Source organism: Streptomyces sp. NPDC004031 (assembly GCF_053604375.1).
Genome location: NZ_JBSGHL010000005.1, coordinates 38,049 through 49,856 on the forward strand (window position 1 = coordinate 38,049; position 11,808 = coordinate 49,856).

At 72.5% G+C, this 11,808-nt stretch carries 15 protein-coding genes and 1 pseudogene; 13 read left to right on the forward strand and 3 right to left on the reverse strand.

The features are described 5' to 3' along the window. Positions 1-420 (forward strand): arsenate reductase ArsC, encoded by a 420-nt coding sequence (locus tag ACWERV_RS04380; RefSeq protein ID WP_452928599.1) that lies wholly within the window; start codon positions 1-3, stop codon positions 418-420. Beyond that, positions 417-788 carry a hypothetical protein gene (locus ACWERV_RS04385; RefSeq protein WP_452928601.1) on the forward strand — a complete coding sequence of 124 codons (372 nt, stop codon included), beginning with the start codon at positions 417-419 and terminating at the stop codon, positions 786-788. The genes ACWERV_RS04380 and ACWERV_RS04385 overlap by 4 nt, the downstream gene beginning before the upstream one ends. 438 nt (positions 789-1,226) lie before the next feature. On the opposite strand, the gene ACWERV_RS04390 is transcribed toward ACWERV_RS04385, so the two are convergent. After that, a complete protein-coding gene (locus ACWERV_RS04390; RefSeq protein WP_452928604.1) occupies positions 1,227-1,442 on the reverse strand; it encodes a hypothetical protein in 216 nt (71 codons plus the stop codon). Between the two features lie 295 nt (positions 1,443-1,737). Between ACWERV_RS04390 and ACWERV_RS04395 the strand changes: the two are divergent. The 4 genes and pseudogenes from ACWERV_RS04395 to ACWERV_RS04410 all read left to right on the forward strand — a co-directional run. Then, a pseudogene (locus tag ACWERV_RS04395) lies at positions 1,738-2,051 on the forward strand (transposase); the annotation flags it as partial. A gap of 60 nt (positions 2,052-2,111) precedes the next feature. Next, positions 2,112-2,570, forward strand: coding sequence for a DUF4279 domain-containing protein (locus ACWERV_RS04400; RefSeq protein ID WP_452928934.1), 459 nt, complete (start codon positions 2,112-2,114; stop codon positions 2,568-2,570). A gap of 263 nt (positions 2,571-2,833) precedes the next feature. Continuing rightward, a complete protein-coding gene (locus ACWERV_RS04405) occupies positions 2,834-3,373 on the forward strand; it encodes a hypothetical protein (RefSeq protein ID WP_452928607.1) in 540 nt (179 codons plus the stop codon). A 425-nt stretch (positions 3,374-3,798) separates the two neighbouring features. Beyond that, positions 3,799-4,119 carry an Lrp/AsnC family transcriptional regulator gene (locus ACWERV_RS04410; protein WP_452928609.1) on the forward strand — a complete coding sequence of 107 codons (321 nt, stop codon included), beginning with the start codon at positions 3,799-3,801 and terminating at the stop codon, positions 4,117-4,119. A 45-nt stretch (positions 4,120-4,164) separates the two neighbouring features. Here the strand turns inward: ACWERV_RS04410 and ACWERV_RS04415 are convergent, their stop codons facing one another. Continuing rightward, the gene (locus ACWERV_RS04415; protein ID WP_398189535.1) at positions 4,165-4,536 is read right to left on the reverse strand and encodes a carboxymuconolactone decarboxylase family protein; all 372 of its coding nucleotides are present in this window, start codon (positions 4,534-4,536) and stop codon (positions 4,165-4,167) included. Between the two features lie 139 nt (positions 4,537-4,675). Between ACWERV_RS04415 and ACWERV_RS04420 the strand changes: the two genes are divergently transcribed. After that, the gene (locus ACWERV_RS04420) at positions 4,676-5,551 is read left to right on the forward strand and encodes a LysR family transcriptional regulator (protein ID WP_452928611.1); all 876 of its coding nucleotides are present in this window, start codon (positions 4,676-4,678) and stop codon (positions 5,549-5,551) included. 59 nt (positions 5,552-5,610) lie between these two features. On the opposite strand, the gene ACWERV_RS04425 is transcribed toward ACWERV_RS04420, so the two are convergent. Continuing rightward, the gene (locus ACWERV_RS04425) at positions 5,611-7,098 is read right to left on the reverse strand and encodes an MFS transporter (protein WP_452928613.1); all 1,488 of its coding nucleotides are present in this window, start codon (positions 7,096-7,098) and stop codon (positions 5,611-5,613) included. A 198-nt stretch (positions 7,099-7,296) separates the two neighbouring features. Here ACWERV_RS04425 and ACWERV_RS04430 point away from each other — a divergent pair, with 198 nt between their 5' ends. The 6 genes from ACWERV_RS04430 (at position 7,297) to ACWERV_RS04455 (ending at position 11,752) form a co-directional block, all read left to right on the forward strand. Next, a complete protein-coding gene (locus ACWERV_RS04430; protein ID WP_452928616.1) occupies positions 7,297-7,620 on the forward strand; it encodes an ArsR/SmtB family transcription factor in 324 nt (107 codons plus the stop codon). An 83-nt stretch (positions 7,621-7,703) separates the two neighbouring features. Beyond that, positions 7,704-8,204 (forward strand): DinB family protein, encoded by a 501-nt coding sequence (locus tag ACWERV_RS04435; protein WP_452928619.1) that lies wholly within the window; start codon positions 7,704-7,706, stop codon positions 8,202-8,204. A gap of 169 nt (positions 8,205-8,373) precedes the next feature. Further along, positions 8,374-9,396, forward strand: coding sequence for a hypothetical protein (locus tag ACWERV_RS04440; RefSeq protein WP_452928621.1), 1,023 nt, complete (start codon positions 8,374-8,376; stop codon positions 9,394-9,396). A gap of 15 nt (positions 9,397-9,411) precedes the next feature. Further along, a complete protein-coding gene (locus tag ACWERV_RS04445) occupies positions 9,412-9,999 on the forward strand; it encodes a hypothetical protein (protein ID WP_452928623.1) in 588 nt (195 codons plus the stop codon). A 152-nt stretch (positions 10,000-10,151) separates the two neighbouring features. Continuing rightward, complete coding sequence (locus ACWERV_RS04450; RefSeq protein WP_452928626.1) at positions 10,152-10,586, forward strand: hypothetical protein; 435 nt, start codon at positions 10,152-10,154, stop codon at positions 10,584-10,586. Between the two features lie 473 nt (positions 10,587-11,059). Further along, positions 11,060-11,752 (forward strand): response regulator, encoded by a 693-nt coding sequence (locus tag ACWERV_RS04455; RefSeq protein ID WP_452928629.1) that lies wholly within the window; start codon positions 11,060-11,062, stop codon positions 11,750-11,752. Positions 11,753-11,808: the final 56 nt, after the last annotated feature.

Here is an 11,808-nt window from a genome sequence, read left to right on the forward strand (position 1 = left end):
GTGACCGCTCCCGCCGTTCCCTCCGTGCTGTTCGTCTGCGTCCACAACGCCGGCCGCTCCCAGATGGCCGCCGCCTTCCTCACCCACCTCGGTGGCGACCACGTCGAGGTCCGCTCCGCCGGCTCCGCCCCGGCCGGCACCGTGAACCCGGCCGTCGTCGAAGCGATGTCGGAGGTCGGGATCGACATCTCCGCGGAGGTCCCGAAAGTGCTGACCGCCGAGGCCGTACGGGCGTCCGACGTGGTGATCACGATGGGCTGCGGCGACGCCTGCCCGTTCTTCCCCGGCAAGCGGTACCTCGACTGGAAGCTGGACGACCCGGCCGGGCAGGGCGTCGACGCCGTACGCCCGATCCGTGACCAGATCGAGCAGCGCATACGCGGTCTGCTCGCCGAGCTCGGCATCGAGGCCGCGGCGTGACCACCCCCGCGGTGACCGTCACCGCGATGCTCTCCGCGCAGGACCTGGTGATCCACCAGGCCGGGATCGACGGCGGCTCGGCCGCCTTCGAGACCACCGCTGCCACCCGGGAGGCGTTCGACGCCACCCGGCTCGCCGAGCACCGCCTGGTCGCCGTCGACGCCGACAGCCGGGTACCGGGCCAGGCCGCAGTGGTGCCGGTCTCCGACCGGTGCGCACACGCCGGGTGGTCGAGCACTCCGTCTACGTCGGCCTTGGCAAGGCGGGTTGAGAAGCGCAGGCGGCCGATTCCGAGGCGTCGGCACCGCGTTGCGTGGAACGCAACACCGTCGCAGCCGACACTCCGCTCCTGGCCAGAAGCCGGCTGAGGGAGCAACCCGAAGGTTGCTCCCTCACAGCTGAGCCGGTCATTAGCCGGTGGCTGCGGATGCCGCATGGTGCTTGGTGCTTGGTGCATCCAGTGCGGTACCGCTCGTTACTCCCGATACGCGCCGGCGGAAGTTCCGTCAAAGCCCATCGCTGCCACGCCCTCCTTCACGCCGGCGTAGGGGGTGGTGCCCGGCAGATCACGGGCATCCCGCGCAGGGCCAGTTCCTGGCGGTGGCGGATGCAGTGGATGGCGTGGGGGCCGTTGGGTGGCACAGACCCGTGCCGCGGCTGAAGCATGCGTGCATGCCTACGGCCCGCATCGGACAGATGTGGGCGCGCAATGCTGCCTACCGCCCGCGTCCGCGCTGTGCGGTCGCCCGCACAGGGCACCGCCTGAGCCGGCGCCCCTCCCGTGTCGTGGCCGGGAGGGCGCCGGCTCAGTCCTCGTACTGGCGCAGAGCGAGGCCCAGCGCGAAGAACGTCGGCGCCCATTCGCCGATGAAGATCCCCCACCGGTCCGCGCGGGACACCCCCGCCGCCTCTGCCTGCATCGACACCGCCCACGACACGAGCGACAGGCCGATCGACGCGAGCCCCGCGTCGTAGCAGTGGTCGGACCGCAGACCCTTGTCGTGCAGCATTTCCACGAGCATGGAGACTCCTTGGGTTGGGGCTCCAGGCTCGCCCGGGGTCCTCGCGGGCGCCCGCGATGTATGGCAATCAGGTGACGTTTGCCCTGACCTGCGGGGCTTGCGGGCTGCTCCGTTCCCCGGACCCGGCCGACCGGCCGGGCGACCCGGCGCTGCCCTCGGCGGGCGTCCCGACCCGGTCGGCCGTGCTCGCCCGGCTCCGGCTTCCTGGGACGTATCCGGCAGATCCGCCGCCGGTGGGGCGGAGGTGGCGGTACGGCCTGATACGGGGTCAGTGCTCATTGTGTGGGGGTGTGCGGTCTCCGAGAAGGACGAGCTCATCGAGGGCCGGTTTGGCGAGCACGAACTCGCCGACATCGTCCTGAGCGTCCTCGGCATCGGCACGGTGCTCGGCGCGGAATTCCTCGCCGCCGGCGGCGGCCTGGACGACGTCGATTCCCCGGACGCCCTCGCGGCCTTTGCCGGCGTCGCCCCTGCGCCACGCGACTCGGGCAGGGCAAGAAACACGTCCAAGCCGTTCTCGCCCTTGCCCGCCGACGCGTCAACGTCCTCTGGGCCCTGATCCGAGACCGACGGTGCTACGAGGTCACACCTCCGGTCACCGAGGCTGCCGGACCGCTGGGCACGCATAATCACGGTCGGCCCGCTTCCCGCATGGCTATCCTCCACGGGATGCCACTTCGCCAGTACGCCTACTTCGCGCTGTTCAGCCAGCACACCTCGGCGGACGACATGACCTCCCATCTGGGCATCGCTCCTGACGAGGTGACTGTTCGCGGCAGCCGGTTCACCGAGCCGACGGCTGTTCCGGTGAACCACTCGTGGATGGTTGTCTGCCGGGAGCCGGGTCTGCGCGTCGACGAGCAGATCACCCGCGTTCTCGACAGGCTCCAGCCCCACACGGACCGCATCTGCGACCTCACCCGGCATCTGGCCCGCACCGGCGGCGGAGCAGTGCTCCAAATCGTGCGCTACGTCAACGACACCGGCCAAGCCCTTCCGGGCGCAGCGGATGCCCCCAACCTCTTCGGCTGGCACCTGGACCGCAAGGTCCTGGACTTCCTGAGCACCACCGGAGCCGAGCTCGACATCGACGAGTACGACATGGCCGGAGCCGAGGACGCCAGATGAGCTCATGACGTCGTGCTCACCTGGCACATGAGTCGCACTCCGACGGCTTGACAACAGCATCAGGAAGCGACGCCGCTGCCGCCGCGCCCACCCGAGGAGAGTGTGCGGGCGTGGGCGGTCGCGGCACCCCGACCGGGGCCCCGGAGCGGAGGCCGATCCCGAGGTCCGCCTCGCGTGGGCCGAGGAAGAGCTCGCCCGGACGACCGAAGATCTTCCGACAGAGCTACCGTCGACCCCGGCCTGTACACCGTCCGGAACGAGGGATGTTGAGCGACGACAGCGAGCGCGAGCAGCCGCCCCGCGAACTCAGCGCATGGACCGTCGACCGCCTCGAAGCACTCACGGCCACCCGACAGGGCCGTGGGCTGGAGCTCATCAGGACCGTCGCCCAGTCACATGCCTATCAGTCGGACGAGTCGCGAAGCGCCCGGTTGCGCTGGGCCAGGCTGTCGCTGGCCGCCAACGAACGGCTTCCCGGTGGCACCCCCTGGGAAGACACCCGAAAGGCCTGCCAGGACTTCGCGCTCCGCACCTGGGTCATCGGACATCTCGGCCCCGGCAGCGACCGCGACTGGGACCCCGGGGCACTCGCCGCCGACACACTGGCGGCACTCGCTCTGGACCCCGATCAGGCCCTCGTGCGATCCGCCCACTGGCGCACCCTCCCGCTCGAGGAGATCGGCGAGCTGCGCCGGCACAAGAACCTGACGGCTCACCTGGACCGGCTGATGGGCTTCGTCCCGGAAGGACCGACGAAGGACCGGCTCGTCGCCTGGGCGGACGTACGCGGGCATCTGCCATGAGTCCGCCCTGACGACGATGCTCCGTGCGCACCGGCTGGTTCGGCCCTTCCCGTCAGCGGCCCCCGGCCGCGGGCGCGGTGCCGTAATGGTCCCGGGCGGGGGATCCGGTCACCGGCATACGCTGGAGCGGTGGATCACGACACACTGGACGTGCTCGACACGAAGCTGCTGCACGCGCTCCAGGTGGACGGCCGCGCGCCGTTCTCCCGGATCGCCGACATCCTCGGCGCCAACGACCGTACGCTGGCGCGGCGTTACGCACGCCTGCACGACGCCGGTTTGGCCCGGGTGGTGGGCGTGCCCGCCGGGGAGACGGCCGGGCGGTCTACCCGGATCTCGCCCGCCGCCTCGTCAGTTCGCCCTCCGCCGTCCGGCGCCGGCTCGCCGAGCTGCGCGCCTCGGGCGCCCTCGCCTTCGACGTCGAGGTGGATACGCGGCTGTTCGGCGCCGCCGTCCAGTGCCTGCTGTGGCTCACCACGGCTCCCGCCCGTACCGGCGGCGTCGCCGAGGCGCTGGCCGCGGACCCCGAGGTGGCGTTCGTCGCGACCGTGACCGGGCCGCACAGCCTCTTCGCCATCGCCGTCTGCCGCGACGTCCACGCCCTGCACACCTACCTCACCGACCGCGTGCCCGCCCTCGACGGGGTGGCGGGCCTGGCCACCACCCCTGTCGACACCTACGTCAAGCGCGAGGCGCCCGTACGGGGGCGCGCCGCGGCCGTGCGGTCCCGCGCCACCGCCCACTGATCCGCCGAGCGTTCCGCCGCCGCGGTCGCGGGGACGCGGCCGCGCTCAGGCCACGTTCGTCAGGGGCAGCAGTCCGCGCCCTCCGAAGACCTTCTTGGCGACCAGCGTGGCGTTGATCGAACGCGGCATCCCGGCGTAGACGGCCGTGTGCAGCAGGGCCTCGGAGATCTCGATCGGGGTCAGGCCGACGTTGAGGGCGGCGTTGATGTGCACCTCCAGCTCGATCTCGCAGCCGCCGAGCGCCGCGAGCACGCCCAGGGTGACGAGCTGACGGTCGCGGGGAGGCAGCTCGGGCCGGGCGTACATGTCGCCGAAGGCCCAGGCGACCACCTGGTGGCCCAGTTCGGGCGAGGTGTCCGCCAGCGAGTCGACGATCCGCTGACCGGCCTCGCCGTCGACCTGCTCCAGCACCTTCATGCCGTACTCGTATCGCTCGTCGCGGTTCACGGTTCCTCCAGATGGGCTTGTTTTCCGATGACTCCAGCCTGCCCGGTGACGACGGCGGATCTGCCTTCCGCGCATCCGTGGGTATGCTTTCCATGCCTGGGAGGTATGGATGGAACTTCGCGTGCTCGGCTATGTGGTGGCGATCGCCGAGGAGGGCAGCATCAGCGGTGCGGCCCGCCGGCTGGCGCTGACCCAGCCGACGCTCAGCCGTCAGCTCAGGGAACTGGAACGCCGCCTCGGCACCGCGTTGTTCACCCGCGAGGGCCGGGGCCTGGTCCCCACGGCGGCCGGTACGGCGCTCGCCCGGCGGGCCGCGCACCTGCTGGCCGAGGCCGAGGCCGCTCTGGAGGACGTCCGGCTCGCGGCCGAGGGCCGCAGCGGGCGGCTCACGGTCACGTTCGCCGGGTCGGGCATCAACGGCCCGCTCGGCGGCATGCTCGGGCGGCTGCGCCGTGAACTGCCCCGCGTCGCCCTCCGCCTGGAGGAGAGCTTCAGCGACGCCGAGATGTCGGCGGGCGTCCTCGACGGCCGCTTCGACATCGCGGTCCAACGCCTCCCCCGGCGCGACCCGCAGCTCACCACCCAGGCCTGGTGGCAGGAACCGCTGACGCTCTTCGTACCGGGCGGCCACCCGCTCGCCCACGGCCCCGGTCCCGCTCCGCTGGCGGCCCTGGGCCAGATCCCGCTGGTGCTGTGGCCGCGGGAGACCTCCCCCCAGTCCTACGACGAGATCCTCGCGCTGTGCCGCCAGGCCGACGTCACGCCCCGTATCGGCGCGGAGGGGCACAGCGTGCAGACGGTGCTCGCGCTGGTCGCGGCGGGCTTCGGCGCCGCCGTCATGACCGACTCCCACCGCGTGCTGCGGCGCGTCGGCGTCACCGCGCGCCCGCTGGCCGGGACGACGACCACCCTGCACCTCGTCTGGCGGACCGGCGACGACAACCCCCTGCTCGACCGGTTCCGCTCCGTACTCGCCGAGATCTGAGCGCCGGGGGCCGCCGTAGAGCCGACGACCGGGCCCGGCGGTGGCCGGCCCGTGCCGCGTCACACCGTTGTCCTGCTCCCCTCCGCCGCGGGCCGCTCGGTGTTCCGTGCGATCTCGGCGGATTCGCCTCCCGGGGTGGCCCGGTGGAGGGCGAGCGCGACGAGGGCGCCGAGCAGGATGCCCGCGGCGGCGACGAGGACGGCCGTCCGTGTGCCGTCGGCCATCGCGGTGCGCAGCGCCTCGCCCTTCCGGCCGTTGACCCCGGCGTTGGCCAGGGCGATCAGCAGCGCGAGACCGACCGCTCCGCCGACCTGCTGGGTGGTGGAGGCCATTCCGGAGGCGATTCCCTGCTCGCCGGGGTCCACGCCGGAGGCGGCGGCGATCCACATGGCGGTCCAGGTGATGCCCTGGCCGATGCCCGAGATGACCAGGCCGGGCACGAGCGCGGCGTAGCCGCCGTGCGCGGAGATCCCGAGGGCGAGCACGGCCGTACCGGCGGCGCCGGTCAGCAGGCCGGTGACCAGGGTGGCGCGGGTGGCGGTCCTCGACGCCATCCGCTCGCCGATCTGGGTGCCGGCCGCGATGGACACCGACGGCACCAGGAAGGCCGTACCGGTCTGCAGGGCGCTGAAGCCGTGGACGCGCTGGAAGAGCACGGTCAGGAAGTAGGGCAGGGCACCGAAGGTCCCCATGAACAGGAACGTGACGGTCATGCCGGCGGCAAGGCTGCGGTTGCGCAGCAGCCGCAGGGGCATCAGCGGGTCGCGGCTGCGCGACTCGACGAGGACGAACAGCCCCAGGAGCGCGACCGCGGCCACCCCGCTGCCCAGGATGCCGGCCGAGGTCCAGCCGCTCGCGGGCCCCTGCACCAGTGCGTACACCAGCAGGGTGACGCCTGCGGTGGCGGTGGCGGCGCCCGGCAGGTCGAAGCTGCGGCGCGGGCCCGACCGCCCGTCACGGGGGATGACGACGAACGCGGCCACGGCGACGGCTCCGGCCAGCGGGACGTTGACCATGAAGACCGACGGCCAGCCGAACGCGGCGGTCAGGACGCCGCCGAGGAGCGACCCGAGGGTCAGTCCGCTGGCGCCGGCGCCGCCCCATACGGCCAGGGCGCGGTTGCGCTGGGCCCCTTCCGCGAAAAGGGTGTTGATGAGCGACAGGGTCGCGGGGAAGAGCAGTGCGCCGCCGAGGCCCTGCGCGGCGCGGACGGCGATCATGGTCGCCGGATCGGCGGCCAGTGCGCCGACCAGCGAGGACAGCGCGTACAGCGCGAGTGCCGCGACGAACACGGTGCGCCGCCCCATGAGGTCGGCGGCGCGTCCGCCGAGCAGCAGGAAGCCGCCGAAGGCGACGGCGTAGGCGCTGACCACCCATTGCAGGGACTGGTCGGTGAAGCCGAGGTCGCTGCCGATGTGCGGCAGCGCCACGTACACGATGTTGAAGTCCAGCGAGATGATCAGCTGTGCGGCGGCCAGCAGGGCCAGGATCCAGCCGAGTCGGGGACGGCCCGTGGGCGGTCGGGAGGCTGCGCGGGTGGCAGGCATGGGAAGGAGAGGACCTTTCTCGATCCGGCGGATGACCGTACGCATGTAGTCGTACAGACGAACTGTTCGTAGTTAGTCGTACAGTTGGGCCTGTTGTCAACCGCCCCCGGCCGCGGGCGCGTTGCGCGCGGACGGTCCGTTCGGGACGCGACGGTACGATCGTTCGGCTACATGCGAAGCGTTGCGTAAGGTGAGGGCATGCTTGTGTCACATCCGACCCGTGAGCAGATCCGGCTGGAGAACGTCCTCACGGCCCTGGGCCATCCGATGCGCCTGAGCGTCGTGCGGACCCTGGCGGCCGGCGGTGAGCACCCCTGCGGCGCGCTGCTGAAGAACGTCGCCAAGTCCACCCTGACCCACCACTGGAAGGTGCTCCGCGAGGGCGGCCTCATCTGGCAGCGCCCCTCCGGCCGCGAACTCCTCCTGTCCCTGCGGCGCGACGACATCGACGCCCGCTTCCCCGGACTGCTGGACAGCGTCCTGGACGCGATCGGCAGCGCCGACGCCGAAGGCCCCTCCTAGCGAGCCGGCCGGTCGCCCAGGTCAGCGCGTACGCGCGGGCGGCCGCATACCGGGTGTCAGAGGGGTGGGATACGTTCCGGACCATGGCTGCTGACACCGAACTCGCCACGCTCCTCGGCGTCCTGAACAGCAAGCGCACGCATGTCCTGGGCATCCTGGAGGGCCTGGACGAGGAAGCGCTGCGGCGCCCGGTGCTGCCCTCCGGCTGGACGTGTCTGGGACTGGTCCACCATCTCGCCCTGGACGACGAGAAGTTCTGGTTCCGCGCGGTCGCGGCAGGTGAGCGGTCGGCGATCGAGGAGATCCTCACGTCCGGGGAGAACGCGTGGCTGCCCGGCCCGCAGAAGTCGGCCGAGGAGATTCTCGCCCTCTACCGCCGGGAAGGCGAACGCGCGGACTCCTTCCTGACCGGCGCCGACCTGGACGCGGCCCCGGCCTGGTGGCCGGACTTCTTCAGCGGCTGGCGATACGACACCCTGCGCGAGGTCGTCCTGCACGTCATCACCGAGACCGCCACCCACGCGGGCCACCTGGACGCGGTGCGCGAACTCATCGACGGCAGGCAGCGCTTGGTGATCACCTGAGGAGGGAGCCGATCCGGCGTCCTCAGCGCTCGGCGGGCGGAACCTGCCCACCGAGCCGCCGGGCGGGCAGCCGCGGCCGATCCGGCGGGGAAACCGGGGCAACACACTGATACGCCTATCCGGCGGACAATCTCACCATCACCGGTGGCGGCGTTGTCTCCTGTCGGCTATGAGGAAGCTCTCCCCGACGCGGCTCGCCACGAGCACGGCGTCAGCCGCAGCCGTCGTGGCCGCCTGTGTGCTGGCCGTCGGCCAGACGTCCGCGCAGGCCGCCGACAACGTCGCCACCAGCACCCTGGTCGACCTGACCGTCTCCTCGGCCCCCGGCCTCGGCATCGACGCGTACCACGGTGTCTACGGCACCGCTGCCTCCGCGGCGAACGCCGGGCTCGACCCGGGAGACTTCTCCGACCCCGACGACGTTCTGAGCCGTCTGACCGTCGACGGCGCGAACGTGGCCCGCACCGACGCCGAGCCGGCCAAGAACTACGCGGAGGCCGGTGCCTCCGGCTTCACCCTCGCTCTGACCCGCCCGGACTTCCTGAGCCTGGGCACCCTCGACACCTACGCGGAGTGCATCCCGGAGTCGGTCGGCCCGCTGGCCCTGGCCTACGCCCACACCGACGCCGACGAGATCACCGTCCTCGACCACCTCGTCCCCGAGGGCACGACACAGCTGACCGTGACGGGCGACGAACTCGGCCTCGACACCGTCTCCAGCGCGGACCTCACCGTCACCTACGACCGTTTCGAGGACCCCGCGGGCGGCGTCCACCAACCCGTCACCAGCGCGCGGGCCGGCGTCGACATCAGCGTCTCCGGCACCTTCACCGGCACCGACGGCTCCGAGCTCTACGCCGGCCCGCTGATCGACCTCGCACTCGGCCACGTCGCCGTGACCTGCGCCCAGGCCCCGCCCACGGACACCGGGACCCCGACACAGACGCCCACGCAGACCCCGACCGAAACGCCGACCCAGACCCCCACCGCGACGCCCACCGTCACACCGACCGAGACGCCCACGGTGACCCCGACCGTCACTCCGACCCAGACCCCGACGGTGACCCCGACCGTCACACCGACCGAGACCCCGACGGTGACGCCGACCGAGACGCCGACGCCGACGCAGACGCCCACGCCGTCGCCCAGCACCAGCTGCCCGCCCACCACCCCCGCCTACGGGCGGTGGTGACGCAGCCCCTGCCGGGTGCTCCCGGGCACGTCGATGGCGGGCGTCGTGGCGGTCGACCTCCTCACGTGGCCGGACACGAGCCTGCTGCCGCTGTTCGCGGTCGGCCCGGCGCTGGCGGCCGCCGACGGTACGCGCCGACGGGTGGTGCTGACCGGCGCCGTCGCGGTGGTCCTGTGCGCGCTCACCGCGCCGGCGCACGAGCGCCTGTGGAGCGCCCGGTCGGGTGTCGCCCAGGCGGCGGTCCTGTGCGTGACGGCGGCGGCCGCCTACGCGTGCTCCACCCGGCTGCGGGTCGAGCGGCGGCTCAGGGACGTCCAGATCGTGGCGGACACCATGCAGCGGCTCCTCCCCGAACCGCTCCCGCCCCCGACGCCGGCCGCCGACGTGGTGGCCTCCTACCTGTCCGCGTCCGACGCGGCGCACGTCGGCGGCGACCTGTACGACGCCGTCGCCGTGGACGGCGGCGTCCGGCTGGTGGTCGCGGACGTACATGGCCCCGTCGACGACGACTCGGCGCTCCTCGTCCTGGAGCGGCCCCGGCGGGGTGCGGCGATGCCGCGCGAGGCGCGCCGCGACCCGGGTCCCGGCACGCGGGGCCGGTGAACCGTGCGTCGCCCGTGGCTTCACCGGCCGCGCGCGGAGAAGTGACCGTACTGGCCGGTTCTCGGCCGTTTCGCCCACCTGTTCGCGGCTTCGGAGAACGGCCCTCCCCGCTGCGGGGGAGACTGCGACGACGCCACGGCAAGGAGGCCCGAATGAGCTGGACCGAGATTCCCGGCGGGATGACGACGAACCTGCCGCCGGCGGTGGTCATCGGACCGGACGACGACCTGTTCGTGTTCGCGGTGGGCACGGACCAGGCCGTCTACGTCAACCGCAAGGCCGGTGGCTCGTGGGGGACGTCGTGGACGAAGATCCCGGACGGCACGACGAAGTGCGCGGTTTTCGCCGCCCTCGACTCCATGGGCGAGGTCGCCGTCACCATCACCGGTCTGGACGGCAGGTTCTACTGCTCCCAGCGGTCCCGGGACGACGGCACCTGGAGCGCCTGGCAGTCCTTCGACGGGGGAACCGGGTCGTCACCGACGACGCTCGCGGGAGCCAGCGACTCCAAGCAGTACGCGTATGTCTTCGCCGGGAACAACAAGCACGTCTACGCCGACGGCGACACCTACAAGATCGCGTTCTGAACGGCCCGTTCGCCGCGCCCCGGGCCCGGTCGGGCAGCTCACGCACGCGTACCCGCGTCAGCGGGAGGGGCCGGCCGTCTCGGTCGTGACCCTCCCGACTCCTTTGCGGGACATGCACTTCCCCCGGACCGAGCCGCGCGGTGCTTCGACGCGCTCGCCGAGGACTTCGTCGTTCAACGACGGCCTGCGCCACGCGGTCGACCGCTTCCGCGAGCAGGACGGAGTGTGGGCGGATGACCGCGTGCACGGTCGGCCAGATGGGGGTCCACAGCTCCTCCCGGTGCCCAGCGCCGAGCGCGCCCACCGCCGCCTCGGCGCGCACCGCGCGCGTCCGGCCCCGGGCGGGGGGCCGGAAGGTCACCCGGAGGGCGTAACGCGGGCCCGTTCGGCCCTGGCAGCCTCCGCGCCGGGGGACGAGTATCGGGAGCAGCAGTGGCCGATCGGTACCCTGCGCACGGCGGAGGAGGCGCGTCATGGGGCAGTCGGGGCGGTTCTCCCCGCAGTCACCCATCCGGGTGTTCCTGCTCGACGACCACGAGGTGGTCCGGCGGGGGCTGCACGACCTGCTGGACGCCGAGCCGGACATCGAGGTGGTCGGTGAGGCGGGCGACGCCGACCACGCGCTGGCCCGGGGGCCCGCGCTGCGCCCGGACGTCGCGGTGCTCGACGTGCGGCTGCCGGACGGTGACGGCATCACCGTGTGCCGTGAGCTGCGTTCGTCCGTCCCCGGGCTGGCGTGCCTGCTGCTGACCTCGTTCGACGACGACGACGCGCTGCTGGACGCGATCATGGCCGGTGCGGCGGGCTACGTGCTCAAGCAGATCAAGGGCGCCGACCTCGTCGACGCGGTCCGTACCGTCGCCACCGGCCAGTCGCTGCTGGACCCGGCCACCACGGCGCGGCTCATGAGCACGCTGCGCGGCGACCGCGCTCCCGCCGCCGCCGCGGAGCAGCCGCTGGACGAGCTGTCGCCACGCGAGCGGGAGATCCTGGACCTCGTCGGCGAGGGCCTGACCAACCGGCAGATCGGTGAGCGGCTGTACCTGTCCGAGAAGACGGTCAAGAACAACGTCTCGCGGCTTCTGGCGAAGCTCGGCGTGGAACGCCGGGTCCAGGCCGCCGTGATCGCCACCCGCGATGCCGGGGAGGGCGACGGCCACCACTGAGGCCGTCCGCGAAGTCCGCGGTGTCCGCCGTGTCCGCGGTGTCCGGACCGCGGGTC

Coding starts and splice junctions, on each gene's coding strand:
- ACWERV_RS04390 (WP_452928604.1), bottom strand. CDS start 1,442: ATGCTCGTGGAAATGCTGCACGACAAGGGTCTGCGGTCCGACCACTGC.
- ACWERV_RS04400 (WP_452928934.1), top strand. CDS start 2,112: ATGCCACTTCGCCAGTACGCCTACTTCGCGCTGTTCAGCCAGCACACC.
- ACWERV_RS04405 (WP_452928607.1), top strand. CDS start 2,834: ATGTTGAGCGACGACAGCGAGCGCGAGCAGCCGCCCCGCGAACTCAGC.
- ACWERV_RS04415 (WP_398189535.1), bottom strand. CDS start 4,536: ATGAAGGTGCTGGAGCAGGTCGACGGCGAGGCCGGTCAGCGGATCGTC.
- ACWERV_RS04420 (WP_452928611.1), top strand. CDS start 4,676: ATGGAACTTCGCGTGCTCGGCTATGTGGTGGCGATCGCCGAGGAGGGC.
- ACWERV_RS04425 (WP_452928613.1), bottom strand. CDS start 7,098: ATGCCTGCCACCCGCGCAGCCTCCCGACCGCCCACGGGCCGTCCCCGA.
- ACWERV_RS04430 (WP_452928616.1), top strand. CDS start 7,297: ATGCTTGTGTCACATCCGACCCGTGAGCAGATCCGGCTGGAGAACGTC.
- ACWERV_RS04435 (WP_452928619.1), top strand. CDS start 7,704: ATGGCTGCTGACACCGAACTCGCCACGCTCCTCGGCGTCCTGAACAGC.
- ACWERV_RS04440 (WP_452928621.1), top strand. CDS start 8,374: ATGAGGAAGCTCTCCCCGACGCGGCTCGCCACGAGCACGGCGTCAGCC.
- ACWERV_RS04450 (WP_452928626.1), top strand. CDS start 10,152: ATGAGCTGGACCGAGATTCCCGGCGGGATGACGACGAACCTGCCGCCG.
- ACWERV_RS04455 (WP_452928629.1), top strand. CDS start 11,060: ATGGGGCAGTCGGGGCGGTTCTCCCCGCAGTCACCCATCCGGGTGTTC.